Below are 26,121 nucleotides of genomic sequence, written 5' to 3' on the forward strand. Positions count from 1 at the left end.
ATAATTTATTCGTAACCTAAAGATACGATTGTTTTTAGAAATAACGTATATTCGCAGCTAAAAGATTATTTCTTTCGGAAAGACTATATATTCAGTACTGCATAAAACTTAAAACACACAATGAATAAAAGACTTTTTTATTTGATTGGCTTTGCCATAATATTGGCAGTTGAAATCATAATCGGTATGTATGTTCACGATCGTTTTGTACGTCCTTATATGGGTGATGCATTGGTTGTTGTGTTGATTTATTGCTTTATACGGATTTTTATTCCGAAAGGTTTATCTCAATTACCTTTCTATGTATTTGCTTTTGCCTGTTTTATTGAGGTTCTTCAGTACTTCCAGTTAGTCGATGTGTTGGGAATAACGAACCCTGTGACCCGTATTATACTTGGGTCTACTTTCGATTTGAAAGATATAGTCAGTTATGCCGGTGGATATGTATTTGTTCTGTTGGTGGAACGTTTTTGGGGTAAGAAAGGAAAATAAGAACAGTTTTTCTGCTTGTTTTGTAAATTCTTTGAAATAAGTAGGCTTCGTTTATAAATTATTATGTAATTTTGCTGCATGTTATTGTTTGAATGTGAACTAATTAATCTTGTTTGTCATGAGTCAAGAGAATCCTTCTTCCAAATTGGATGTGGAGTTTATTTATTTGCCTGTCGTCAATTATTCCATGCAGCAAAACCGGATACCTGTTGTACGGTTGTTTTCTATCAAAAATAATACGGAACATCCACTTGCGGATTTAAAGGTATCTTTGATTTTTGAGCCTGAGTTTGCAGCAGCTTCACCTGTGATGGTAGAAAGGTTATCTCCCGGTGAAATGATCAAAATAACCACATTGAACCTACTTTTGGATCCTTCTTTTTTCATTCGGCAAACCGAACGTTTTTCCGGTGCTATCGGACTGATTGTTTCTTGTGATGAAGAAGTAGTCTTCCAAAGTAAATATCCCATTGATATATTGGCCTTCGATCAGTGGGGAGGTATTCAGGTGTTGCCCGAACTTTTGTCGGCGTTTGTGGTCCCCAATCATCCCATACTTACAGGAATTATTTCTCGTACAGCATCCATTCTGAAAGAGTGGTCAGGTAGCTCCTCGTTGGATGCTTATCAGAGTTGTAATCCTAATAGGGTAAAGATACAATTAGCTGCTTTGTACGAGGCTGTTAAGGAGCAGCACATTGCTTATTGTACACCTCCTGCCAGTTTTGGAGATGCCGGGCAGAGAATCAGACTTTCGGATAATGTGCTTTCCGGCAAATTGGGAACTTGCCTGGATATGTCCTTATTGTATGCTTCGTGTGCCGAAGCTATGGGATTGCATCCATTACTGGTGGTTATTCAGGGACATGCTTTAGTGGGATGCTGGCTGATTGACGGAACATTTCCTGATGCGGTGAATGATGATCCTTCGCTGTTGACAAAACGAACTGCAGACGGGATCAACGAAATTATTTTACTGGAAGCTACCTGCATGAACGATGGAAAAAATGTGACTTTCGATGCAGCAGTCGGATTGGCTAATGGTAAAATGTTAGCGGTGAACGATTTTATTTGTTTTATTGATGTGGCACGTAGCCGTTTTGCCCATATCCTGCCTTTGCCTCAGAGGATAATGCATGGGAAAGCATGGATCGTAAATCCGGAGATGATTCAGACACCGGAAGACGAGTCGCACGTCAGTTACAGCAATGCCCCGGAAGAGATTAAGCAATATGATTGGGGAAATCAGGACTGTTACGTGGAAGTCACCAAACAACTTTTATGGGAGAGAAAGTTATTGGACTTGAGTCTCCGTAATAATTTTCTGAACCTTCGCATTACCCGAAATGCTCTTCAGGTGATTTCGGCGGATGTGGATAAGATGGAGGATGCTTTTTCTGACGGAACGGAATTTCAGATCTTGGGCAAACCCTCTGACTGGGATAATCCATTGTATGATTTCGGACTTTATGGAGCTTTGACGGAATCTGATCCGATGCTCGGTTTGATTAAGCAGGAATTGACACAGAAAAGATTGAGAACCTATTTGAACGAACAGGATCTGAAAAAGTCGCTTACTTATTTATACCGTTCTTCCAGAGTAGCTCTGGAGGAGAATGGGGCAAACACCTTATATCTTGCTCTGGGCTTGTTGAGATGGTATGAAACCGAACATAGTGAGCGTCCCCGCTATGCACCTATCTTGCTGCTTCCTGTTGAGATGATTCGCAAGTCTGTGTCCAAAGGGTACATCATCCGTGCCCGTGAAGAAGAGAGTATGCTCAATATCACTCTGTTGGAGATGCTGAGACAAAACTTCGGCATTACTATTTCCGGACTCGAATCGTTGCCGAAAGATGAGAATGGTGCCGATGTGAAACGTGTCTTTTCTATTTTCAGGAAGGCAGTGATGAATGAGAAACGCTGGGATGTGGAAGAACAGGCTATTTTGGGTACTTTTTCGTTCAGTAAGTTCATTATGTGGAATGACATTCATTCAAATGCTGAAGAGTTAAGTAAAAATAAGATAGTCGGGAGCCTGATGAGTGGTAAAATGGAGTGGGAAGTTGCAGATGTCGATGCCAGTGCCATAGAGCTGGACCACACTTTGACGCCTGCTGATATTGCTCTGCCTGTCAGTGCGGATTCATCGCAGCTTGAAGCGGTTTATGAAGCTGTGAGTGAAAAGAGTTTCATTTTACACGGCCCCCCCGGAACCGGTAAGTCGCAAACCATTACGAACATTATAGCCAATGCATTGTATCAAGGCAAACGGGTGTTGTTTGTGGCCGAAAAGATGGCTGCACTTTCTGTGGTACAAAAAAGGCTTACAAATATTGGCTTGGCTCCTTTTTGTCTGGAATTACATTCCAATAAAGCACGTAAAACAGATGTGCTCAGACAGTTAAAAGAGTCAACAGAGATTTTCCGGTATAAAGAACCGGAAGAGTTTAAGGAAGAGTCGGAGAGACTGTTTAAAATGCGTCAGCAGATCAATGGATATGTAGAGGCGCTGCACCGGGTATATCCTTGCGGTATTTCCGTTTATGAAGCGGTCACACGTTACAGTTCTATTGACGAAAAAGAAGAAATAATGATACCCGCTTTTCTGCTTACCACATTGACCAAAGAACAGTTGAACGAGTGGAACCATGCTGTGGAAGAATTGGTGGGAGTTGGAAAAGTAAGCGGACATTCTTATCATCATCCCCTCACCGGAATTAATATAAAGGAGTACTCTTCGCAACTGAAAGAGGAAACGGATAAGCTTTTGAAAGAGTATATAACTCTTTTACAGGTGATGGAGAAAAAGGTGGGAAAGTGCTTTTCAATATATGGAATAGGTAATAAATATACGGAGAAGTTGTTGGAGAGTCTGGTTCGGTTTATTCGTATCTTAATGCAACTTCCGGGGATGACTGCCAATTTGGTATTGATGACCGAGCCAAATGAGAATGTTGAGAAGATACGCCGTATCATTGAACATGGGCGAAAAAGGGATGCTGTCTACAGTTTGCTGAAACAATCGTTTGAAGATGCTTTTTTTACTTTTCCAGCACAGCAAAAGTTGGCGGAGTGGAAAGAGATTACACAAAGTTGGTTCCTTCCCCGTTGGCTGAAGCAACGTAAGTTCTGTAAAGAGATGTCTCTCTTTTCGTTGCAAGGGCGTATAGGCAAAGAACAGGTACTTCCGGTATTGCAGCAATTGCTTTCTTATCAGCAAGAAAAGCAGGAAGTGGACAGCAAAAGCAGTTGGCTGCAGAATTTGTTTGGTGCTAAGGCCCATTCAGGCGAAGAGCAGTGGGCTGATATAGAAGCGATGAGTGAGGGACTGCTTCAGTTGAACAGATTGTTGATGGGATTAGCCGAAGATGCGTCATCAGTACGCTTGGTTAAGGAGAAGTTGGCAGAACAGCTTTCAGAAGGCTATTCTTCATTCCGGCAAATGAACAAGGAACAACTTGAGGGAGTGGTACAGGACTGGGAACGTGAAAAGCAATTGGAGGAATCGATGCTGCAACTGCTGGGTATTTCCAAAGAGGTGCTTCATGTCAGTGAAGACAATTGGCTGGCGGGAGCGTTACATCAGTGTGAAATTTGGGCAAAGAACACGGATAAATTGAAGGACTGGTATCGTTGGCTGAATGTGTCCCGTCGGTTCGAAGCTTGTGGCTTGGAGTCTGTATTTACAGCGTATACGGAGTGTAACCTGCCTACCGAACGGATGATGAATATTTACTTGAAAGGATTTTATCGTAGTTTTACGGAATATGCCATTGGTACGGAACAGGTACTGCAGTTCTTTAGTGGAGAGTTGTTCAATGACAGCATTCTCCGTTTTCGTGAACTGAATGAACAGTATCAGGAATTGATAAAGAAAGAACTTTATGCAAAATTGGCTTCTAACATTCCATCGTTTGTGTATGCGGCTGCCCAAAGTTCGGAAGTGGGAATTTTGCAGAAGTGTATTCGTAGTAATGGGCGTGGGGTACCTATCCGTAAACTGTTTGATTCTATCCCTAATTTATTGCCACGCATGTGCCCATGTATGCTGATGAGTCCTATGTCTGTAGCGCAATATATTGATGTGAACCATGATAAGTTCGATTTGGTTGTATTTGATGAAGCTTCCCAAATGCCTACATGCGAAGCTGTTGGTGCCATTGCCCGTGGAAACCATGTGGTCGTTGTAGGTGACCCGAAGCAGATGCCGCCAACCAGTTTCTTCACCAGCAACTCTGTAGATGAAGAGCATATCGAGATGGAAGATCTGGAAAGTATCCTGGATGATTGTCTGGCTTTGTCTATGCCTTCCAAATATTTGTTATGGCATTATCGCAGTAAACATGAGAGCCTGATTGCTTTTAGTAATTCACAGTATTATGATAATAAATTGTTGACTTTTCCGTCTCCTGACGATCTGGCTGCAAAAGTTACGCTGGTATCTGTTGAGGGATATTATGATAAAGGAAAAAGCCGGCAGAATCGAGCTGAGGCACAGGCTGTAGTCGACGAGATTGTTCGTAGGCTTTCCGATCCGAAGCTGAGTCGTCAAAGTATTGGAGTGGTAACATTCAGTTCTGTACAGCAGACTCTGATTGAAGATATGTTGTCGGATGTTGTTATGCAAAATGCCGATTTGGAGAATCTTGCTTTTAACCGTGAAGAACCTGTTTTCATTAAGAATCTGGAGAATGTACAGGGAGATGAACGGGATGTCATTTTGTTTTCAGTAGGTTATGGTCCGGATATCAGCGGACGGGTCAGCCTTAATTTTGGTCCGCTGAATCGTGATGGTGGTGAACGTCGTTTGAATGTAGCGGTGTCCCGTGCCCGGTATGAGATGAAAGTCTTTTCTACATTAAAGGCTGATCAGATTGACCTGAAAAAAACATCTTCCGTAGGAGTGGTAGGTTTGAAATACTTCCTCGAATATGCCGGTAAAGGCACCGGTGTTTTGAATCACTCTAATGCAATGGCGTCCGAGAGTATTGATATCGGTACACTGGTGGCCTCAAAGCTTCGTGAGAGGGGGTATCAGGTAAAAACTAAAATCGGATGTTCCGGATTCCGGGTAGATGTAGGTGTTGTCGATCCGGATAATTCTTCCCGTTATTTGCTCGGAATTTTGTGTGACGGTGAAAATTATCGGGCTGCGAAAACTGCCCGGGATCGGGAAATTGTGCAAAGCAGTGTCTTGAAGATGCTGGGATGGAATATCTGTAAGGTATGGACAATGGACTGGTGGGAAAATTCTCAAAAAGTGATTGACCGTATAGAGGGAGAATTGGAGGAAGCACGTTGCAGTAAATCGGAGATTCCGGCATCGGTTTCTCTTCCTGTTCCTGTATTGAATCAAGGGCAGAAAGCCGGATTGCTATGTAGTGCACAACCTTGTTTGGTAAACGTTCCGGGACAGGTGATTCGGGAGGGAGTAAAGTCTGTGGAATCGGATATCTATGAAACAGCTTCTTTGGTTTCAGTGAATCTTTCTTCCTGGGACTTTATGATGCCTCGACGAGAACCCCGTATCAGAAAACAGTTGGATGAAATTATGCGTACAGAAGCGCCTATCAGTCGTTCATTGTTGAGTAACAGAATTTTCAGTGCTTATGGAATTCTTCGTAAAACAGCCCGTTTGATTGCCTGGATGGATGATATATTGAGTAGAACCCCTTATTACAAGCAAGAAGTTGACGGACTGACTTTTTATTGGAATACGAAAGAGGAAGCAGAGGCATATACTAAATTTCGTATTGATTCCAAACGGGAGGTGGCAGATTTACCTCCACGTGAGGTGGCCAATGCAGTTCTGAGTATATTGGAACAACAAATAGCTTTACCTTTGACTGACTTAATGAAAATAACTGCCCAGTTATTAGGTTATGCCCGTTTCGGACTGAATGTGGAGACTGCTATGCGTAGGGGAGTCCAGATGTTGTTGGACAGGGAAGAGGCTAAAATTGAAGGTGACAAGATACTTATGAAGTAGTCCGGCGCGGTCCGTTAGTCTGGGATTCTTGTTGGGGTGCTTCTTCGTTTTTTAGTTTATGTCCGCAATATTTACAATATGTTGCATTCTCTTCATGCCCCGTTTTGTGACAGTTGGGACATTGCAAATCTTTAAGTTTTTTGTACTCCTTCATCATAGATACAGAGACGATACCTGTGGGTACGGCAATAATAGTGTAGCCGATCAGCATAACGCAGGCGGATAGGAATTTGCCGAGGGCGGTAGCGGGGGTAATGTCTCCATAACCGACGGTGGTCATGGTGACGATGGCCCAGTAAATACTGTTCGGGATGTTATTGAATTGTGTATTGGGCTGAGTTCCCTCGATCATGTACATCAGCGTACCGATGGCGACGACGAGGATGACGACAAAGAGAAAAAAAACGGCTATCTTTTTACTACTTTCTTTGAGTGAGGTGAGCAATCGTTCGCCTTCAAGCCAGAAGTTAAAGAGCTTGAAGATACGGAATACCCGTATGATGCGGAAAGCACGGATGATAAGCAAGTAACGCGCACCGGGCAGAAAGAAGGCAAGATAGAGCGGTAACGTAGCGAGCAGGTCGATGATACCGAAAAAACTGAAGATGTATTTCTGTGGTTGAGGCGAACAGTAAATACGGGTGACGTATTCAAAAGTGAAGAAAGCCGTAAAAAGGTATTCGAGTACGATGAACGGAGTCGAAAGCCAGGAAGGAAGACCTTGCAGGCTTTCGATAATGGCGAGCAGAATACTCAATAGGATACATATGATAAGGGCTACATCGAATGCCTTCCCTGCGGGTGTGTCGGATTCGAAAATAATGATGTACAACTTACGCTTCAGAGCCTGGTTGTGCAGAAAACGATAGAGCCAAGAATCACTTTTCAATGTGTTAATATGTTAATGTAACTGCCAGAGTCAATTATTAATCAATTACCCATTTCCGTTCGTATGGAACGGTCTTTTTCGGGTCATAATTCATACCTTCTTGTGTGGGTATATGGATAACGTATTTCTTTCCGGTTTTGTTTTTCAGTGAAGAGCCGCGTAACCAGGGATTAGCGTCACGTAATTGGGCATAGGTGATGCCTTGTTTCTGTGCAAAGTCGCTCAGGTCACTGATTTCGGTATTTACCGTCACTTCTTTGTAAGGAATGACGGGATAGAGATGCTCCCGTTTCAGCAAGAAGCCAAAGCGTTGCGGGTTGCCGAATACCTCTTTCACGGCCAGCAGGCGGAACATATAGCGGGAAGTCTCTTCTACCAGCCAGAGGTCCATGGCATGATCAGCCAGCTGCTTGTCCAGTTGCGAAGAAATGCGTCCCTGTCCGGCATTATAGGCAGCGGAAACGGCCATCCAGTCACCATATTTGGCATAAGCCTGCTTAAAATAGCGACAGGCGGCTGCAGTGGCTTTCTCGATGTGGTAGCGTTCGTCTACGTTATCGTTGACTTCGAGACCGAATTCGCGGGCGGTGGCGGGCATAAATTGCCACAGGCCGGCGGCACCTGCCGGGGAGCGTGCGATAGGGTTGAGACTGCTTTCTATCACCATCAGATATTTGAAGTCGTCGGGGATACCGTTGGCTTTCAATAGTGGTTCGATGATGGGGAAGTAGCGGTTGGCGCGTTTCAACATCAGCATGGTGGTGGAGTGCATATAAGTGAACGACATCATTTCACGGTCCATGCGTTCACGTCGGTCGTAACGACGGAGGTCGATGGTATCGCCATCGAAGATTGCTTGTTCGGGGACGGTAGGCGGAGTGACACAGTATGGTACTTCCGATTGTACAGAATGTTGCTCGCTGAGGCAAGTGCTCCCCACGAGGACAGGAATACTGATACCGGCGCCCAAGGCGAGGGCAGTAGTGAAGATATAGTTGATAGATATATGTTTCATGACAGTTTTTTTATTAGTTGGTGGGGTAAAGATAACCAAAAGGATTAAACCAAAAAGGATATTCATACGTTAATTATATGTAACGGGGCTCGAAAGTGTCTATCCCGATACTTATTTTCGCAACCTCAAAAACGCGCATGAAGAAGTTCATATTAATCATCCTTATGTTATTATATGCTGTGGTGTCATCAGGCATTACAGTCAACGTTCATTACTGCATGGGCCGTATGGCAGATGTGGAATGGGGGAGTGCATCTGCTTGCACCATGTGTGGACAGAAGAAGACTTCGGATTGTTGTAAGGATGAGGCACATTACATCAAGCTGGCGGTAGATCAGGACGTGAACCATGTGGTGGTGACGAACCTGGTACCTGTGGTGACAGAACTGTTACCGGTGCTCTATGCAGGATTTCTGTCGTTGGAGGTGGAAGATACCTGCCAGAGTTTTATTGCTTTTGATTCTCCACCCAAGCAAACGGGAGTTCCTCTGTTTGTTTATCATTGTACTTATTTGATTTAGTATTCACTTTACTTCCTTTCCGGAGAGAAGAAAAGAAATTATTTCCCTCTGATTTTCAATGTGGGACAGGAATTGGTATACCCTTTTGATGCATTTCATTAGGGAATATCCTATTCTCTGGGACATTCTGTCAGGGATTCCCATATCCTTTTGGGCATTCCAAGTGTTTACTATTATACAATAAATATCTTTCTATATGATCAACAAAATAATCCGTTATTTCCTCGAAAACAGGGTAATAACCATGCTCCTGCTGGCGCTGGTCGTGGTCTGGGGAGTCTCTACCGCACCCTTCAACTGGCATGGGGGCATTGTGCCGAGAAACCCGATCCCGGTGGATGCCATCCCCGACATCGGTGATAACCAGCAGATTGTGGCCACGGAATGGATGGGACGTTCGCCCAAGGACATCCAAGACCAGATTACATACCCGCTTACCACCTCGCTGCTGGGCATACCGGGGGTGAAAACCATCCGTAGCTCGTCCATGTTCGGGATGTCGTTTATCTACATCATCTTTGAGGATGATATCGAGTTCTACTGGAGCCGTTCGCGCATCCTGGAGAAACTGAATTCGTTGCCGCCGGGCACGCTGCCCGAGGACGTGCAGCCTACGCTGGGCCCGGACGCTACGGCGCTGGGGCAAATCTACTGGTACACGCTGGAGGGGCGCGACCCGAAAACGGGACGACCCACCGGAGGCTGGAACGCCGAGGAACTGCGGACGATACAGGACTTTTATGTGAAGTACTCCCTGTCCGCCGCCGAGGGCGTGTCCGAAGTAGCATCCGCGGGCGGGTTTGTCAAGGAGTACCAGATAGAGCTGAACCCAGACGCGATGTACTCGTTCAACGTGTCGGTGATGGACGTGATGAACGCCGTGAAGAAGAGCAACCTCGACATCGGCGCCGAGACGATGGAGGTGAACAAGGTGGAATACCTGATCCGTGGGCTGGGTTACGTGAAGAATGTGGCGGACATCGAGAACACCGTCGTCACCGTCCGGGAGGGGGTGCCGGTGCGCATTTCCGATATCGCTTTCGTGAACATCGGGCCGGGCACGAGGCGCGGCGGACTGGACAAGGAAGGTGTGGAGGCCGTGGGCGGCGTGGTGATTGCCCGCTACGGGTCGAACCCACTGGAAGTGATCGACAACGTGAAGGAGAAGATTCATGAGATGGATGCCGGTCTGCCGCAAAAGACGCTGGCGGACGGGACGGTATCGAAGGTGACCGTCGTCCCCTTCTACGACCGGACGGGACTGATCAAGGAGACGATCGGCACGCTGGAGTCGAGCCTTTCGCACGAGATACTGATCTGTATCATCGTGATTATCGTGCTGGTGCTCAACCTGCGGGCGTCGGTGGTGATTGCGAGCATGCTGCCCATCGCGGTGCTGGCTACATTTATATTGATGCGGTACACGGGGATCGAGGCGAACATCGTGGCTCTGTCCGGTATCGCCATCGCCATCGGGGTGATGGTGGACGTGGGGGTGGTGTTCGTCGAGAGCATCATCCGGTATATGGAGATGCCGGAGAACCGGGGGATTACGAAGGGGAAGGCGCTGGCTGGACTGATATACAAGGCGGTGAGCGAGGTGTCGGGGGCAATCGCTACGGCGATGATTACGACGATTGTCAGTTTCCTGCCCGTGTTTGCCATGCAGGCGCAGGAAGGGAAGATGTTTTCGCCGTTGGCTTACACCAAGACGTACGCGCTGGCTTCGGCTTTCGTGCTGGGGCTGATCCTGTTGCCGACACTGGCTTATTTCCTCTTCTCGGTGCGGATCGACTCGAAGATGATCCGGCGGGGGATGAATTACGTGCTGATCGGGATGGGCGTCGCGCTGTGCTCTATCTACGGCAGCATCCCCGCGCTGGGGCTGACGGCGGTAGGGGTGAACAATCTGCTGGCGGGGCGCTGGAAGAATCCGAAGATAGCCAACTACGTCAACATCGCCATCGCCCTGCTCGTGGCGCTCTTCTACCTCTCCGAAGAGTGGTTGCCGATGGGCCCGGCGCGGGGGCTAACGGTGAACGTGCTCTTCGTGGCCGGTTGCGTGGCTATCATCCTGGCGATGCTCTGGGCGCTGGTCATCTTCTACGAACGCATCCTGCGCTGGTGCCTGGCCAACCGTTGGAAGTTTATGATGATCCCCGTGGCGACAGTTGTCTGCGGGTTCTTCATCTGGCGGGGCGTCGGGCAGGAGTTCATGCCGAGCCTGAACGAAGGCTCTTTCCTGCTGATGCCTACCAGCATGCCGCATGCGGGCATCGAGCAGAACCTGGACTATGTGGAGAAACTCGACAAGCGCCTGGCCGCCATCCCGGAGGTGGAGACGGCCATCGGCAAGTGGGGGCGGGTGAACTCCGCCCTCGACCCGGCGCCGGTGCAGATGTTCGAGAATACGATCAACTACCGTCCCGAATATATCCTCGACGAGGACGGGCGGCGGGCACGTTTCCGGGTGGACGGGGACGGGGCGTTCGTGTTGAAGGACGGGGGCACGTATAATCCTGCCGACGGTTTCCGCCTCTTGCCTGCCGACAGCCTGGTGGCCGACCCCCGGGGCGACTATTTCCGCCAGTGGCGGCCGGAGATCAAGAACGCCAACGACATCTGGCAACAGATTGTCAACGTCACCCACCTGCCGGGGCTGACTTCGGCGCCGAAGCTACAACCCATCGAGGCGCGGCTCGTGATGCTCTCCACAGGCATGCGGGCGCCGATGGGGGTGAAGGTGTATGGCCCCACGCTGGAGGACATCGAGCAGGGGGGTAAGCTGATCGAACAGGCATTGAAGTCGTCTCCGTCCGTCATCCCCTCGTCCGTGTTCTACGACCGGGCGGTGGGCGCTCCTTACCTCGAGATTAAGCTCAACCGGGAGTCAATGGCACGCTACGGTGTAGCGGTAGGTGACCTGCAAGAGGTGCTCGGAGCTGCCGTGGGAGGGATGGCGCTCACCCGCACGGTGGAAGGCCGCGAGCGTTTCCCCATCCGGCTGCGCTATGCCCGTGAGCTGCGCGACAGTCCGGAGGCGCTCTCGATGCTGCTCGTTCCCACCGCCACCGGGGCGCAAGTGCCGCTCAAGGAGTTGGCGGACATCGAATATTCGCGCGGCGCGCAGATGATCCAGAGCGAAAACACGTTCCTGGTGGGCTACGTCATCTTCGACAAGCTCTCCGGCCGTGCCGAGGTGGACGTGGTGCACGAGGCGGGGGCGATGCTCGACGCCAAGGTGAAGAGCGGCGAACTGGTGCTGCCCAAGGGCGTCTCGTATAAGTTTGCCGGGAACTACGAGCAGCAGCAGCGTGCTACGGACAGGCTGATGATTGTCGTCCCGCTGGCGCTGCTCATCGTGTTGCTGGTGCTCTACTTCCAGTTCCGCACGGTGACGGCTTCGCTGATCCATTTCTCCGGCGTGTTTGTCGCCTTCGCGGGCGGGTTCATCTTGCTGTGGCTCTACGGGCAACCGTGGTTCATGAATTTCAGCATCGCCGGTGAGAACATGCGGGATCTCTTCCAGATGCACCCCATCAACCTCAGCGTGGCGGTCTGGGTGGGCTTCATCGCCCTCTTCGGCGTGGCTACGGACGACGGGGTGCTGATGGGGACGTACATCCATCACGTCTTTCTGGAGCGTGACCCGAGGACCCGACACGATATCCGTGAGGCGGTGGTCGAGGCCGGATTGAAGCGTGTCCGCCCTGCGGCGATGACAACGGCGACGACGCTGATCGCGCTGCTTCCCGTGCTGACATCCACCGGAAAAGGGGCGGATATCATGGTTCCGATGGCTATCCCGACGTTTGGGGGGATGCTGATACAGTCGATGACGATGTTTGTGGTTCCGGTGCTGCAATGCTGGTGGCGTGAGGCGGTGGAGCGTAGACGGGAGAAGAAACGGAAAGGAGCATACGGTGAGTAGTATCCCCCCATAATATATAGGGGCTGAGTACCCCTCGCATATGGGGTCCGTATACTCCCCACATATGGGGGCTATATACCCCCCGGGTAAGTCTCACCTTTTTGCATAATAGTATTTCATAAGTAAACGATCATATAATAATGAACAGAAAATATAAATATCCATTGGTCATAGCAATTAATATTTTGCTTTGTCCCGCTGTTATTCCCGTTTCTGCGCGGCAATCCGCTTCACCTACCGAAGGACAGCAACCGGTCGACAGCTTGTCGGTTTATCTGGAACAGGCTGCCCGCAATAATCCGCAAGTAAATGCGGACTTCATGCTCTATAAAGCTTCATTGGAGAAGATTCCTCAGGCAGGTGCCTTTTCCGATCCCGAATTAGAGATCGGCCTTTTTATCAAACCCATGGAAACCTTGATGGGTAAACAGGTGGCCGACTTCACCTTGATGCAAATGTTCCCTTGGTTCGGTACCCGTAAAGCAGCCCGTGGTGAGGCTTCCGAGATGGCACGTATGGCCTATGAACAGTTTCGTGATACTCGCAACAACCTTTGGTATGAGGTCAAAGCCCAGTGGTATCAGCTCTGTAACCTCAATGAGCAATATCGCACGATGAAGACTAATATTCATCTTCTCTGTCAGCTTGAACAATTGGCGCTGAATCGTTTTTCTGCTTCGTCGGCACAGGCAACCTCTTTGTCTGTTTCATCTTCTTCTTCTGCTGTTAAATCGATTTCCTCGATGCCACTTGCGTCAGCTTCCGGTAACGACATGGCCGGTATGGGAGGAATGGGAAATGCGGCGTCTGCCATCGCTTCTGGAACTTCAATCGGTACTTCTTCCGGTGGTATGTCTGGTATGGGTGGAGGATCGATGGGGAGTGCTGCTACCGGTAGCATGTCCGATGTTCTTCGTATCCAGATGGAACGTGCAGAACTGGAAGATAACCTTGCCACTCTTCAGTCCGCCCGTCTGACTGCTGAGGCTCGCTTTAATGCCCTGCTCAACCGGCCGTCTGATGCTCCTGTCCATGTACCTGACTCTTTGACGCAGCGTTTCTACCGCATAGATGAGCATATTCTGATCGACAGCATTCTTACACATAATCCTATGATTACTATGCTCGAGGCAGAAGGTGAAGCTTTTCGTGCCAAAGCAAAAATGGAGCGTCGTATGAGTTATCCTATGATCGGTATCGGACTGCAATACTCTTTGGTCAACAAGGTGGCCGATCCCATGGGGATGCCCGACATGAATGGTAAGGATATGGTAATGCCGATGTTAAAAATCAGCCTTCCTTTGTTCCGACGTAAATACAATGCACAACAACGGGAGAGCCATAATTACCGCGTGGCAAGTGAATTGAAGCGTGACAATATACAAAACCAGTTGCAGGCCGAATATATAAATGTCCGTCAGCAACTTGATGATGCTGCCCGTAAAGTGTTGCTCTACGAACAGCAGTACTCTTTGTCACTTTCCACGTGGCAGCTGATGGTACGTGAATTTTCCGCCGGGCGTCAGTCGTTGACTGACGTCATCCAGGTGGAACGTCAGATGCTTGATTATAAACTGAAAAAAAGTGAAGCTATAGCGGCTTATAATACTATGGTAGCGGCTATGGAAAAGCTAATAGCCCGCTGATAATATAGATATAGAACCACTAAAAACGATAACCATATGAAAAAGATATCAGATATTCTTCGTAAAAAGCAAGTACTTTATCCATTGATAGCCTTTGCCGGCTTTATCTTGGGCTGGCTTTTGTTCAGTCCTTCCTCTTCATCGGGAACTACCGAAGGGATACTGTCTGAACCTCCTATTCACGACACTCACGGAGCGTCCCATGACCTTGTACAGGACGAATCCGCTGTCTGGACCTGTTCCATGCATCCTCAGATCCGTCAGGATAAACCGGGTAAATGTCCTATCTGCGGTATGGATCTGATCCCTCTCAAGAAGAATGTAGCCTCCGGAAGTGATGACGCTATCGATCCCAATGCCATTCGGATGTCCGAAGAAGCTATGGCACTTGCTGATGTCCAGACCACCCGTGTCAGCCGGAGTAATCCTGTGAAACAGGTTCGTTTGTACGGTAAGATTATTCCTGACGAACGTAGTCTTCAGTCACAGACTGCTTATGTTGGCGGGCGTATCGAGCGACTTAATATTGAGTTTACTGGTGAGACTGTACGTGCGGGACAAACCCTTGCAACTCTCTATTCGCCTGAGTTATTCACTGCCCAACAGGAATTACTTGAGGCCATCCACATGCAGCAACCTGCCCTTGTGCAGGCTGCGCGTGAGAAACTTCGTCTTTGGAATCTGACAGATGCCCAGATCGATGCCATCCGCGATTCCGGTCAGGCATCTCCTATGGTAGAAATCAAATCTAATACGAGTGGTATCGTCATAGCCAAGCGTATCAATCAGGGGGACTATGTTTCACAAGGCAGTGTACTTTTTGACATAGCTAATCTCTCCCGTGTATGGGCTGTTTTCGATGCTTTTGAGGCAGACCTTCCGTTCCTTACCAAGGGGGACCTCGTGGAATTCACTCTTTCTGCTTTTCCCAGTAAGAAGTTTTCCGGTCGCATCTCCTTCATAGATCCTATCATCAATGCTACCACCCGTACTGCCCGTGTTCGTGTGGATGTAGCTAATTCCGCTCAGGAGATGAAACCTGAAATGTATGCCACTGCCCGGGTTTCTGCCCCTTTGAAAGGTTATAAGGATCAGATTATTGTTCCCCAAACTGCCATTCTTTGGACTGGTAAGCGTGCTGTGGTCTATGTACGTCAGCCTGGTACGGATATTCCCACCTTCCTGATGCGTGAGATAACTCTTGGTCCTTCCCTGGGTGGAGCTTATGTGGTTCTCGATGGACTTTCTGATGGTGAAGAGATTGTTACTAACGGAGTTTTCTCTATTGATGCCAGTGCGCAGCTTGAGGGCAAACGCTCCATGATGAATGAGAACGGTTCGGGTACTGCTCCGATGGTCGGACATGGAGGACATAATATGTCTGGTACGCATGACAGTCATGCCGGCTCTCAGAACAATGAGCATACTATGTTCACTGTTCATGGTTCCTGCGGTATGTGCAAGGAGCGCATTGAAACAGCTGCTAAACGTGTTCCCGGTGTCCGGACGGCAGACTGGGATCAGGAAAAACAAATGATTCACTTACAGTTTGATCCATCTAAAACCTCTGCAGATGCCGTAGCCAAAGCTATTGCTAAAGTTGGTCATGATACCGATAAATACAAAGCCGATAAGGCTGTTTATGATACCTTGCCCGGTTGCTGTAAGTACCGGGATAAGTGATACTCTCTTAAAGTAAAGAACGGATGGGGCTGTGTCGAAAGTCTTTTCACCACGGATTGCACGGATTTTCACAGATTATCAATATGGATAATTAATAACTTGAAATTCACTCTGTGTCATTCTGTGGTGAGTTTCGACACACACCCATTCTTTTTATAGGATGCTTTTAACTTAATATATGCCGAACTTTTTCTTTTCCCAATTGTTGTAATCCAGCAAACATCTTCCAGATGTAGTACTATGCAATTGATCGGATAATAGACCTATATAATAGATTTAATTATAAAACAACTCAAAACCATCTTATTCATAATCATTACGGAATGACGAAAAAACATCGGAAAGAGAGCCTTGATGCCCTTTTTAGGGAGAAGGTATTACTGGAAATGCTGAAAGTGGCAGGGGTCGGTATGTGGACGTACAGTACCGAAACGGGGAAATTGCGTTACATTGGATTTGCCGATACGATACACCGGCACGACGAATTACAGTATGTGGATCCATTGGATTATCTGAAACTGATGAATGGGGAAGATGCACAAATAGTCACTCAATTTATGGCTGCCCTCCATGCCGGACGTCCTCCTCAGGAGGGTATTCGCTATAAGGTGCATGGTAATGGAGAGGACTTCTATCTCGAAAATCATGTCGTGACCTGCCAACCGCTCGGCAACGGGTTTTATTACCTCAAAGGATATGTCAAGAATATTACCGCACAGGTGATGGAGATGAATCGACTGCATATCGGGAAAGAACGTACCGAACAGGCGGATCGGTTGCGTTCCGCTTTTTTTTCCCATGTCAGCCGGGAACTTCGGGGACCTCTTCAGGCGATGGAAGAGCTTGCGTCGCGGATGGTGAATGCCGGAAGCCGGGAAGAACGGGAAGAGTGCTTCCGACAGATACAGGAGAGTAAACGGGCGGCTATGAAGATGGCCGATGCGTTGCATACGGTATCACAACTTCCCGCCAGTACGTATGAACCTTATCATTCACCTATGCGGCTCTGCCTGATGTATCGCGACTTGCTGGCGGAAAACGGTTGTATCCACAACTCCGAAGACGGGGAGCAGGAGGCTAACTTTCTGTCGTTGCTCTTCTCGTAATGAAAAGGACACAAAAAGCTTTGGAGAATGAAGGACTGACTTCTTTTCAGGGTTGTTCTGAACTTTTTTTACCACAGAGTAACATAGAGTCTCACAAAGAAACTTTTCTTTCTTACATATCCGGATAAGTAGTAAATTAGAATTCTGTGCCTTCTGTTGTGAAATCGTATTGCTTGACTCCCCACAGGGTACATAGAGGCTTTCTTTCTCTTGCTTGACTATATTGGTTAAAACTCTGTGAGATTCCGTGTTACTCTATGGTGAATTGGATTCTAATCGTTGGGATATAAAAAGTCTTGGAGAATGAAACGCAAACTTCCTTTTAGGGTTGCTCTGCTTCTTACAGACTAATCGTATAAATCACTCCTGGCTGGAAAGTGCCGGAAGTGGGCTTCACCAGGTACGTCCGTTTTAGCAGCGAAAGCAATAGGACGACTTCCACCTTATAACTTGCCACGCCGGCAGGAACCATCACGGCATCGGTCACTGACCCCAATAGAGGAATAGTCAGTGCAATGTCTGTTACGGAGCTGTCATAAGTGACACCTCCGCTGCCGATGTTAAGCGTTCCTTTATTGGATACCCCTACCAGTTTGATGCTGGACAGCGAACCCAGAAGGGAAGTGTTCAGCCGGAGCTGGGTCAGCACATGGTTGAACGTGAGGCTGACGGGCGAAGTGCTGGTGCTTCCCGTGGGAGTGCTGACGGCATACATCACATCCTCCGCTCCTGTCAGTGTGAAATGGTAGGTGGGGGCGATGCCGTTGTCCGGTGCGGTGATGTAATTGTTGCCGGCGGTTGCCGTTGTCGTTGTACGGGGATAGTAACCGTAGAAGATGACCCGCTTTCCTCCCAACGGATAATAAAGCTTGGGGTTGAAAGAGATCTGGTTGCCGCTGATGCCACTGGGTGTCAGGTTTAAGGCGAAAGGCGTGGGTGTCCAGGGATATTGACCGGCAGTACTTCCTTCCTTGACTGCGTAAATGCCGACACTCGACAGATTGGAAGCGTCGATCGTGGTGACAGGTGCCCGTGTGGGCAGTTTTTCTTCCGCGATTGCCATCCGTATGGGCACGGGTTCTTCAGGTGGCAGACAGTCGTCTGCTACTCCGTAGCTGCACCCTTGCGAGAGCAGCATCCAACCCATCAGAGTGAGGATAGCCCGTTTCATCGTCCTTTCTTTTTTGGCGTGGCACAGATTGCGTAGACAGGTATATTCTACAGTCTCCTGTGTAAATTCTTATGTCCTGCAAGGCTTCGGCTGTACGGTTCAGGCATGTTCCACAGTCTCCTGCGTAAACCTTATACTGTGCAATCTGCGTATTATGAAAGTATATTATTGTAACGAGGATGATCCTTGTCCTCCTACCTGCCAGGCTGTTACGCTGATGGCGGCTGTGATTTCTTTAGGCGTGAAGGTCAGCGTAATCAGGTGCGACTTTCCGGCCTCGGTGGTTATGGAGATGGCAGTTTCGGGATAGGTCACTCCGTCGCTTGTGGTAACGGCAACTGACAGGGCTTCACCGCTTTTCACCATCGGATAATTGCTTACCGTTGCCCCGGCCGTTGTGATGGGAAAGGTTCCCGAAAGCGTAAGATCTTTGGTAGTGTACGTCATGGCGGCTGTATTCAGGTCCAACGTGGCAGGTGCCTTCTGTTGTTTGATCACGAGGCTGGTCACGTTGACGCCCGATGCGGGATATCCCGTGCCGGATACGAACTTGAACTGCAATTGCGTCAGCAGGTGGTTGAAGATGAACGACAAGGGGGTGGCAGTCGCTTTCGTTCCGGAAGCCTGGGCGGTGATCATCACATCCTCTGTTCCGTCGGCTGCGAATGTCACGCTCTTTCCTGCGAGTGTTCCTGCCGGATAGTAACCTTTGATATAGATGGTCGAACTATTCACCGGATAATAACGTGCCGGACTGAAAGAGAGCGCAGACGTCGGTGTGGGGGAGGCTACGAATGTCACGGTAGAGTTCCATGCGTTCGTCGTATAGTCTCCATCGGTAGTGGATGCCACGAACGAGGCTGTAATGTTATCATTCGTCGACACCGGTGCACGGGTTGCCACGCCCAGGATGCCGGCATTTAATTTGATCTCCGTGGCATTTTCTTCAGGCTGGGGATTTACAGTGGTGCAATCATCCTCCGAAGAGCAGCCCGACAGGGCCATCGCGCAAGCTATTACAGCAAACATTAACTTTTTCATACTTCTGTTGTTTTAGGTTATCACACATTAGAATTTACTATTTAGAAATTAAACATCTAAGATAATGCGGTAATAACAAAAGAGGTAGGGGTTGGTTCTCGAAATTGGCACAAGATAATTTAAGACAGGCCGGAAAGGTATATATCCGGTTCATCGCTCTTAGCGTCCGGAGCGATGCGGGTATGAATCCCATTGTTTATCGTTGGGTCAGATACACCGATCCATCCAGATTCTTGTACTTTGCGTCTTTGTAGATCTCTTCCAGCCATGCGGCATATTTTTGGATTACCGCATTCGATTCTTCAGACAGGTTCGCTCCTAAAACGCCGCTCCCCAATACGCCCGGGTTGCTCTCTGCGATGTCTTCCTTTATCATCTTCAGGGTCAGTTCTACTCCCGTCGCGTTTCTGATATTCGCTTCCGGTAAGCTTTGGGCGATTAATTCCTCCAGATGCCGTTTATCCTCCAACGTCATGTAGCCGTACCAAAGGAAACATCGCATCTCTGCCTTGGCTGCTTCTATGAACACATCCAGATAAGTACGGCCGTTTCTGCCGGGTTTGTCTATCTCGTAAGGATCGATGTGGAGGAACGACGATGCGGGGAGGGAAGAAAGCAATTCAAGAGTCCCCTCGATGGAATCACGATTGAACAAGGTTATACATTCTTTCAATCCTTTTGTGGCGGCATACTGGCATACGTTCTCCAAGGGTTCCGATTCGATATCGAAGAAAATATAGCGTGCCGTATCCCCTAAGATATTCATTGCCAGTCCGGGTGAGCCGATGTAGCGGTTTGCCTGCATTGCTTCGCTCTCCTGCTGATAATAGACAGATCGGCGGAGCGCCCCTTTGGGGTGATGATATTCAGCACGCTCGGGTATACATTCTTTTCCTGCGGTTCCGGCTTTCTTCAGAAAATGGTAGATGCCGTACTCCTGTTCAGGCGTTTTTTCCAAGGCGTATTGCGCGCAGGCAGCATTGGTTTCTACGTAGACCTGCGGCTTTTCGATGCGTAGCAGTTCACACAAAAGGAGATGTTTCAGCACATCCGCCTGCTTTCCGAAGTGTGTATAAGTCATGCCTTTCTTGTTAAGAGGTTATTCATAAGTTCGGTTGCAATATTCGTTAAATGTGGGGAGAAATGCAAGCCTTTGGCCGTTTATTCGTTTTATAAGCGTATTTTTGCAGGGATTAAAAAAAAGAGAGACATGCAGGAGATAAAAGTGATCGCATTCGATGCGGACGATACGTTATGGGACAACCAGGTGTTTTACGACGAGGTGGAGAGTGAGTTCTGCCGGTTGCTGAGTGAATATGGAACGGCGGAAGAGGTCTCCTCTCGCCTGTTCGACATAGAGATGGAGAACATGGATATCTATAAATATGGCGCTAAGCCGTTTACCCTTTCGATGGTGGAGGCAGCCGTGACGATCAGCCGCAACCGGGTGCCGGCCGAAGTGATCGGACGCATTGTGGAGATGGGAAAAGAGCTGTTGGAGATGCCCATCCGTCTGCTCGGCGGGGTGACGGAAGCGCTCGAAACCTTGAAAGACGATTATAAACTGGTCGTGGCAACCAAAGGCGATCTGCTCGATCAGGAACGGAAACTACAGCGTTCGGGCATTGCCCATTACTTTGACCATACGGAGATTATGACCGACAAAGCGCCGGAGGATTATCAGCGGTTGATCTCTTCACTGGACGTCGCTCCGCAATCCTTCCTGATGGTGGGCAATTCGTTGAAATCGGATGTGCTCCCGGTTCTGTCATTGGGTGGGCAGGCCATCCACGTACCGGCTGAGGCGATGTGGAAACACGAGGAGATTCATCCGTCGGGGAAGGAGTATCTGATGATCCGTTCGTTGGCGGAATTGCCGGAGGTGCTGAGGGGATGAACTTCCCCCTCAATGCGAAACCATCTTCAGCCCGATTATTGAACTGATCAGCATCTCTATAAAGAAGAGCCTCCAAAAATTGGCGGGTTCCCTGAACACAAGGATACCTACGAGCACCGTACCCACAGCGCCTATCCCTGTCCACACGGCATAAGCTGTGCCGATGGGCAGATTCTGGGTGGCTTTCACCAGTAGTAACATACTTATAAAAGTTGCGATCAGGAATCCGGTGAACCACAGGTACATTTCCGTTCCGGTTGTTTCTTTCACTTTCCCCATGCAGAAAGTGAACAGCACTTCAAAGCATCCGGCAATCGTTAGGATAATCCAATTCATATCGTTTATTTTTTGATGGCAAAGATCGCTAATAATCGGGAAGAAACGCTTAACAATTGATAAAAAAAGACTTAACCGTGCTACGCCGTAGATGAAACAAGGATCTGTTGTGTTGTTCAATTGATATTTTTATGTCTCGTTTGTGGCCGGCGTTACATTCTGTGGACGAGATAAAAGTTCTCGCCTCTTCGTTCATAGAATACCGGGTAGATGCCTACAATTCGGGCTATGGCTTTGAGGTGCTTTCTATATATTGGTTCACGATCTGCTTGGTATGCTCTATCAGTTCGGTTCCGCCATAGTCGCCATGTCCGGGCACGACGTAGCGGGCCGAGGGGAACTTGGCTTTTACCTTATCGAGAGTTTTCGGCCATGCCGTCACGTCCGCGTCCGAGATGTTGCCGATGCTTGTCGCCTGGTTGTCTTTAAGCATACATCCGCCAAAAAGGATATTCTCTGTCGGCAGCCAAACCACGATATTGTCGGTCGCATGTCCGCCTCCTAAATAATAACATTGGAGAGGCATGCCGTCCAAGCTGACGGTCAGTGAATCGGTGAATCCATGTTCCGGTACGGGCAACCCTTTTTCCTTGGCGAGGTCTATCGTCATCTGGTTTGCATATGATTGGACACCTTTCTTTTGCAGGTAACCCAGTCCGCCAATACAATCGCCGTGCCAGTGGTTCGGGATAAACGTGGTGACTTTGGCATGCAAAGAGTCCGCTACCCAGTTGACCAGCGTTTCCGTTTGTGCGTCATTGATCGGTGTGTCCAGCAACGCTGCCTGATGGTTGTTGATAACAATCATTCCGTTGGAAGGTACCATACCCCATCCTTCGATTTCGGCGAGGGATACATAAGTGTACACTTTGTCCGAGAGTTGGGTGATACTGATATCATCGGATATTTTTACGCTTTTCTGTGCCATAACTGCGACAGGGAAAAGCATGGAGATAAGGATAAATACTGTTTTCATTTTATTCTTTTATATGCTGTATTCAAACTAACATTTATATTTTATAGTTGTTTTTCCGATGTTGGGAAAGTTTAGTAATGATACTTCTTTTTATAAGTTCGTGTGCCGTCTGGATACTGTTTCTTTTTCTTTCTTTTATGATCTCTAAGCATTATCCGGCCACAGCCGCAAGCCCCTCTATATCTCCTTTCATAATGGCAGGTAGGGCTTGGCGGATCTTCTCAACTTCCCAGTCCCACCATCGTAAGCTTTGCAACCGGAGGATGGTCTCCCGGTCGAAACGCGGACGTATTTCTTTTGCCGGAGTGCCGCCTACAATTGTATAAGGAGGCACGTCTTTGGTTACGACTGCCCGGGAAGCGATGATGGCTCCGTCTCCGATGTGTACGCCTGCCATGATGACGGCTTCGTAACCGATCCAGACATCGTTGCCGATGACGATGTCCCCCTTGTTGTCCCAGGCGGAAGCGACATCTTTCTTGTCCAAATTCCACTCCTCGAAGAAGAGGGGAAAGGTGTAGCCCGACAATGATTTCAGACTGTGGTTAGCACTGTTGAAAAGGAACTTAGCTCCACAGGCGATGGAACAAAACTTGCCGATTATCAGGCGGTCTCCGTTGATCGGGTAGTGATACAGCACATTGTTCTTTTCGAACAGGGTAGGGTCGTTGACAAAATCGTTATATATGGTATAGTCCCCAACCGTGATGTTAGGATTCCGGATGACCGTATTCAGATAGATTGTCTGGGAGTCATTGGTACGTGGATAAGTTTTTGCGTTCATGATTTTAGTTCTGATTTGTATTCCATAGGTGTAAACCGGATGCCGTTCTCGGTTTTCTCTCCGGTGACGGCGGTGAAGCCCAGCTTGTGATAAATCCCGACGGCATAGGGAGAAGAGTTGACGGTAATCGTCTCTGCGTGCCCGCTTCGTATCGCAGTCTCGAACAGCCGCTTGCCGATGCCTCGCTGCTGATACGTTTTGCGCACAAAAAAGAGGGAAATGTGACTGCCGGAACTGCGGAGAGCGATCATTCCCGCAAGTATGTTGCCATCGAAAGCACCGTATACTTCCATTTCTCCCACCATTTCTGTGTTGTCGATAAAACTTCGGAAATGATCTGTCCCTTCCTGCGGATAGTCCGGTCCTTCAAATTCGATAAATACTTCCCAGGCAAGGTCCATCGCCATCCTTTTTTCTGATTGAGCTAACTTTCTGATTTCCATTTCTTTTGTGCTTTGTAAAGTCAAGGTGCAACAAAAGTACAAATAAATCCGTGATTCGAAAGAACTTCTTTACTTTTGTGCCGTACAACAAGAATACATCCATAAAACAAACCCTGCTCCCCGCACAAAGGATATGAAAGAAGAAATAAGAAAGTTACTTGCCGGAAAAATACTTATGGTAAAACCAAGCGGGAATATGATACGGTGGATTGTAACCGATGCCGGACCATTTGTCCCATGCGACTGTTAAAAGATCCACCAGAGCAGGAGTGCCAGTACTGCCAACACAGCCAGAAAGATCAGTGTGGAGCGGAGATAGTATTGCGTTTCCGCCTTTTCTTTTTCCCGGGTGGCTTTTTCTATCTTTTCCAGCTCCTCAACAGTAATATTCGGATTCTGAAGCGTTCCTTTCCGGTACATTTTACCTTGGAGGTCCTTCATCCGTTCCCGGCGCAAAGTAAGCAGATCCCTGTTTTCCTTATTGCGCCTGATCATATCAAAAACAAATCCCGAGAAGCTCATATACAGCAGTTTTTATTAGTGAATTAGCATTACGAATACAAAAATAGAAAATAATTCGGGATTCTCTTTGCTTATTCGTAACCTATTGCTTTTTAGCCCTTTTAAAATTTTACTGTCTTTTTTAAATCTTGCTGTCTTTTTAAGGATTGGCTGTCTTTTAGCCCTATTACCTTTTTAATTTAAGCTCTCTTGCTTTTTAAATCTCCTGCTTCTACTGCTTATCATTCTTTAATACCCAAATCTCTGTTGTCTCCTGTCATTTCTCCGCCCATTCCAGAATGGTCGGACTCTTTACATTCACCCCGAACAGGTGTGCTTTGGCGAGAATATTCCGTGCCAATTGCGCTTTATATTCTTCGGGTGCATACCTGAAATAAGTTTCTGCCGCACGTACATGCGCAGCGTCATGGATAGGAAACTCCCTCAACTCAGGAATACCGAACTCAGAAGTATCTAACTCTTTACGTTCATTGCTCGTCAGCTTATCGGACGGCTTTCGGATGAAATCGGACATAATAATAAGGATTTGATGTTAAACTTAAAGATAGTAACAAAAAAGAGAGGATTATGATTACATAGAAGTCGGGATTTGCGGTTAATTTACTATGTCTGCAACCGTTAACTCTGAAAATCACTATCTTTGCGGTTCTTTATTAGACTTCATTATGGACAAAGCGAAAAAGATCAGATACGTTTTCTCTGCCTTCATGGTTATTCTGATGGTAGGCCTGGCGGAATGGGCAGGGGAGAAAGAAATTATTTTTCCGGAGATGGCAGCACTCACTATAGGGATGTGGGTGATTGATAAGAGAGTTTGGAAAGTCAGGCGTTGGCAAATAATATGGATGATGACGGCAGGAGCGGTTGCAGGAGTTTGTATCGTGCGTTATTCTCCTTTGCCGTTGCTCTGCAATTTATGTATGGCTTTTACCTTTGCTGCCTGTTGCCTGATGTTCAGCCGGACCACATTGATCCCATTGATTTCGGCTTGCATGCTGCCTGTGTTGCTGCATACTGAGACATGGATCTATCCGACAGCCGTATTTTTCCTTACCGTGATTCTTGTCAGCGGGCAGAGACTTATGGAAAAAGCTGGTTTGCGTAAAGAAACCAATTATGCCGTACCGGAGCGTGAGTGGAAAAAAGAGAGTTGTCGTTGGGGAGCTTTGCTGTTTTTTGTTTCTCTGGTCGCTGCCTTTTCGCTTTTCTGCGGATATGCTTATTTCATTATTCCTCCGTTGATTGTCACCTTTACCGAGATTGTCAATTCCAAAGCGGGCTTCAGAAACCGTCCCATGCAGGTGTTTCTGTTTTTGGTGACCGGAGCCAGTCTGGGTACTGCCTTTCAGATCGTCGGACACTCTTATTTGCATTTGCCCGAAACAATTGTCGCCTTGTCTGTTATCTGTTGTTTGTTTGCCATCTTCGAATGGACCGGAAAGTATTTTGCCCCTGCCGGTGCGTTGGCACTGATACCGTTGATTATCCCACAGGAGGGAATACGTTGGTTACCTTTGCAGGCTGCCATAGGTGCCGCTTTGTTCATTACTATTGGCATGCTTGTTTTTCAGCAATGTTATAAATGGAGCAAGGCTCAGTTAGTGTTTTGCTTTACACCTACCCTGTTGCGGAGGTATCTGAACCGTAGAAGGAAGGGGTGATAGGGGTATTGCAGG

Annotated in this window: 20 protein-coding genes; 9 read left to right on the forward strand and 11 right to left on the reverse strand. The window is 47.9% G+C overall.

Going from position 1 to position 26,121, the window contains the following annotated elements; all coding sequences use genetic code 11:
• Positions 1 to 120 precede the first annotated feature (120 nt).
• A complete protein-coding gene (locus tag ISX59_RS13415; RefSeq protein ID WP_032539516.1) occupies positions 121 to 492 on the forward strand; it encodes a DUF2809 domain-containing protein in 372 nt (123 codons plus the stop codon).
• A 118-nt stretch (positions 493 to 610) separates the two neighbouring features.
• Complete coding sequence (locus tag ISX59_RS13420) at positions 611 to 6,484, forward strand: DUF3320 domain-containing protein (RefSeq protein WP_220575975.1); 5,874 nt, start codon at positions 611 to 613, stop codon at positions 6,482 to 6,484.
• On the opposite strand, the gene ISX59_RS13425 is transcribed toward ISX59_RS13420, so the two are convergent.
• Both ISX59_RS13425 and ISX59_RS13430 read right to left on the reverse strand, forming a co-directional pair.
• Positions 6,474 to 7,373: an ion transporter gene (locus ISX59_RS13425; RefSeq protein ID WP_220575976.1), complete on the reverse strand. Its 900-nt coding sequence runs from the start codon at positions 7,371 to 7,373 to the stop codon at positions 6,474 to 6,476. The genes ISX59_RS13420 and ISX59_RS13425 overlap by 11 nt on opposite strands.
• A gap of 37 nt (positions 7,374 to 7,410) precedes the next feature.
• Positions 7,411 to 8,388: a lytic transglycosylase domain-containing protein gene (locus ISX59_RS13430; RefSeq protein WP_005780989.1), complete on the reverse strand. Its 978-nt coding sequence runs from the start codon at positions 8,386 to 8,388 to the stop codon at positions 7,411 to 7,413.
• 137 nt (positions 8,389 to 8,525) lie between these two features.
• Here ISX59_RS13430 and ISX59_RS13435 point away from each other — a divergent pair, with 137 nt between their 5' ends.
• From ISX59_RS13435 to ISX59_RS13455, 5 genes are all read left to right on the forward strand, one after another.
• Positions 8,526 to 8,909, forward strand: a complete 384-nt coding sequence (locus ISX59_RS13435) for a hypothetical protein (protein WP_032536003.1) — start codon at positions 8,526 to 8,528, stop codon at positions 8,907 to 8,909.
• A gap of 196 nt (positions 8,910 to 9,105) precedes the next feature.
• Entirely contained in the window at positions 9,106 to 12,840 is a 3,735-nt protein-coding gene (locus tag ISX59_RS13440; protein WP_220575977.1) for an efflux RND transporter permease subunit, read from the forward strand.
• Positions 12,841 to 12,980: 140 nt separating this feature from the next.
• Complete coding sequence (locus ISX59_RS13445) at positions 12,981 to 14,486, forward strand: TolC family protein (RefSeq protein ID WP_255580217.1); 1,506 nt, start codon at positions 12,981 to 12,983, stop codon at positions 14,484 to 14,486.
• 36 nt (positions 14,487 to 14,522) lie between these two features.
• A complete protein-coding gene (locus tag ISX59_RS13450; protein ID WP_022011594.1) occupies positions 14,523 to 16,169 on the forward strand; it encodes an efflux RND transporter periplasmic adaptor subunit in 1,647 nt (548 codons plus the stop codon).
• Between the two features lie 323 nt (positions 16,170 to 16,492).
• The gene (locus ISX59_RS13455; protein ID WP_005780981.1) at positions 16,493 to 17,275 is read left to right on the forward strand and encodes a hypothetical protein; all 783 of its coding nucleotides are present in this window, start codon (positions 16,493 to 16,495) and stop codon (positions 17,273 to 17,275) included.
• Between the two features lie 340 nt (positions 17,276 to 17,615).
• Here ISX59_RS13455 and ISX59_RS13460 read toward each other — a convergent pair whose 3' ends face one another.
• The 3 genes from ISX59_RS13460 to ISX59_RS13470 all read right to left on the reverse strand — a co-directional run bounded on the left by ISX59_RS13460 (position 17,616) and on the right by ISX59_RS13470 (position 20,568).
• Positions 17,616 to 18,446, reverse strand: a complete 831-nt coding sequence (locus ISX59_RS13460) for a fimbrillin family protein (protein ID WP_220575978.1) — start codon at positions 18,444 to 18,446, stop codon at positions 17,616 to 17,618.
• 165 nt (positions 18,447 to 18,611) lie between these two features.
• Positions 18,612 to 19,487, reverse strand: coding sequence for a fimbrillin family protein (locus ISX59_RS13465; RefSeq protein ID WP_217737588.1), 876 nt, complete (start codon positions 19,485 to 19,487; stop codon positions 18,612 to 18,614).
• A 196-nt stretch (positions 19,488 to 19,683) separates the two neighbouring features.
• Positions 19,684 to 20,568, reverse strand: a complete 885-nt coding sequence (locus ISX59_RS13470; protein ID WP_217737589.1) for a hypothetical protein — start codon at positions 20,566 to 20,568, stop codon at positions 19,684 to 19,686.
• 129 nt (positions 20,569 to 20,697) lie between these two features.
• Here ISX59_RS13470 and ISX59_RS13475 point away from each other — a divergent pair, with 129 nt between their 5' ends.
• Positions 20,698 to 21,384, forward strand: coding sequence for an HAD family hydrolase (locus ISX59_RS13475; protein WP_015083751.1), 687 nt, complete (start codon positions 20,698 to 20,700; stop codon positions 21,382 to 21,384).
• Positions 21,385 to 21,393: 9 nt separating this feature from the next.
• Here the strand turns inward: ISX59_RS13475 and ISX59_RS13480 are convergent, their stop codons facing one another.
• From ISX59_RS13480 to ISX59_RS13505, 6 genes are all read right to left on the reverse strand, one after another.
• On the reverse strand, positions 21,394 to 21,720 hold the full coding sequence (locus ISX59_RS13480) for a multidrug efflux SMR transporter (RefSeq protein WP_220575979.1): 327 nt from the start codon (positions 21,718 to 21,720) through the stop codon (positions 21,394 to 21,396).
• A 226-nt stretch (positions 21,721 to 21,946) separates the two neighbouring features.
• Positions 21,947 to 22,696, reverse strand: coding sequence for a subclass B1 metallo-beta-lactamase CfiA2 (locus tag ISX59_RS13485; protein WP_015083750.1), 750 nt, complete (start codon positions 22,694 to 22,696; stop codon positions 21,947 to 21,949).
• A gap of 151 nt (positions 22,697 to 22,847) precedes the next feature.
• Positions 22,848 to 23,480, reverse strand: coding sequence for a CatB-related O-acetyltransferase (locus tag ISX59_RS13490; protein ID WP_220575980.1), 633 nt, complete (start codon positions 23,478 to 23,480; stop codon positions 22,848 to 22,850).
• Positions 23,477 to 23,923 (reverse strand): GNAT family N-acetyltransferase, encoded by a 447-nt coding sequence (locus tag ISX59_RS13495; RefSeq protein WP_032539510.1) that lies wholly within the window; start codon positions 23,921 to 23,923, stop codon positions 23,477 to 23,479. Before ISX59_RS13495 ends, ISX59_RS13490 begins: the two co-directional genes overlap by 4 nt.
• A gap of 246 nt (positions 23,924 to 24,169) precedes the next feature.
• On the reverse strand, positions 24,170 to 24,445 hold the full coding sequence (locus ISX59_RS13500) for a hypothetical protein (RefSeq protein WP_005780965.1): 276 nt from the start codon (positions 24,443 to 24,445) through the stop codon (positions 24,170 to 24,172).
• Between the two features lie 256 nt (positions 24,446 to 24,701).
• Positions 24,702 to 24,959 carry a hypothetical protein gene (locus ISX59_RS13505; RefSeq protein WP_032539509.1) on the reverse strand — a complete coding sequence of 86 codons (258 nt, stop codon included), beginning with the start codon at positions 24,957 to 24,959 and terminating at the stop codon, positions 24,702 to 24,704.
• 151 nt (positions 24,960 to 25,110) lie between these two features.
• On the opposite strand from ISX59_RS13505, the gene ISX59_RS13510 reads away from it, so the two are divergent.
• Positions 25,111 to 26,106: a hypothetical protein gene (locus tag ISX59_RS13510; protein ID WP_032539508.1), complete on the forward strand. Its 996-nt coding sequence runs from the start codon at positions 25,111 to 25,113 to the stop codon at positions 26,104 to 26,106.
• Positions 26,107 to 26,121: the final 15 nt, after the last annotated feature.

This window comes from Bacteroides sp. FSHCM14E1 (assembly GCF_019633785.1).
Taxonomy (GTDB): Bacteria; Bacteroidota; Bacteroidia; order Bacteroidales; family Bacteroidaceae; genus Bacteroides; species Bacteroides hominis.

Bases quoted from the DNA above. Each gene is read 5' to 3' on its own strand.
- ISX59_RS13430 (WP_005780989.1), bottom strand. From the start codon at position 8,388: ATGAAACATATATCTATCAACTATATCTTCACTACTGCCCTCGCCTTG.
- ISX59_RS13490 (WP_220575980.1), bottom strand. From the start codon at position 23,480: ATGAACGCAAAAACTTATCCACGTACCAATGACTCCCAGACAATCTAT.
- ISX59_RS13465 (WP_217737588.1), bottom strand. From the start codon at position 19,487: ATGAAAAAGTTAATGTTTGCTGTAATAGCTTGCGCGATGGCCCTGTCG.
- ISX59_RS13435 (WP_032536003.1), top strand. From the start codon at position 8,526: ATGAAGAAGTTCATATTAATCATCCTTATGTTATTATATGCTGTGGTG.
- ISX59_RS13480 (WP_220575979.1), bottom strand. From the start codon at position 21,720: ATGAATTGGATTATCCTAACGATTGCCGGATGCTTTGAAGTGCTGTTC.
- ISX59_RS13420 (WP_220575975.1), top strand. From the start codon at position 611: ATGAGTCAAGAGAATCCTTCTTCCAAATTGGATGTGGAGTTTATTTAT.
- ISX59_RS13460 (WP_220575978.1), bottom strand. From the start codon at position 18,446: ATGAAACGGGCTATCCTCACTCTGATGGGTTGGATGCTGCTCTCGCAA.
- ISX59_RS13510 (WP_032539508.1), top strand. From the start codon at position 25,111: ATGGACAAAGCGAAAAAGATCAGATACGTTTTCTCTGCCTTCATGGTT.
- ISX59_RS13440 (WP_220575977.1), top strand. From the start codon at position 9,106: ATGATCAACAAAATAATCCGTTATTTCCTCGAAAACAGGGTAATAACC.
- ISX59_RS13455 (WP_005780981.1), top strand. From the start codon at position 16,493: ATGACGAAAAAACATCGGAAAGAGAGCCTTGATGCCCTTTTTAGGGAG.
- ISX59_RS13500 (WP_005780965.1), bottom strand. From the start codon at position 24,445: ATGAGCTTCTCGGGATTTGTTTTTGATATGATCAGGCGCAATAAGGAA.
- ISX59_RS13450 (WP_022011594.1), top strand. From the start codon at position 14,523: ATGAAAAAGATATCAGATATTCTTCGTAAAAAGCAAGTACTTTATCCA.
- ISX59_RS13415 (WP_032539516.1), top strand. From the start codon at position 121: ATGAATAAAAGACTTTTTTATTTGATTGGCTTTGCCATAATATTGGCA.
- ISX59_RS13475 (WP_015083751.1), top strand. From the start codon at position 20,698: ATGCAGGAGATAAAAGTGATCGCATTCGATGCGGACGATACGTTATGG.
- ISX59_RS13495 (WP_032539510.1), bottom strand. From the start codon at position 23,923: ATGGAAATCAGAAAGTTAGCTCAATCAGAAAAAAGGATGGCGATGGAC.
- ISX59_RS13505 (WP_032539509.1), bottom strand. From the start codon at position 24,959: ATGTCCGATTTCATCCGAAAGCCGTCCGATAAGCTGACGAGCAATGAA.
- ISX59_RS13485 (WP_015083750.1), bottom strand. From the start codon at position 22,696: ATGAAAACAGTATTTATCCTTATCTCCATGCTTTTCCCTGTCGCAGTT.
- ISX59_RS13470 (WP_217737589.1), bottom strand. From the start codon at position 20,568: ATGACTTATACACACTTCGGAAAGCAGGCGGATGTGCTGAAACATCTC.
- ISX59_RS13445 (WP_255580217.1), top strand. From the start codon at position 12,981: ATGAACAGAAAATATAAATATCCATTGGTCATAGCAATTAATATTTTG.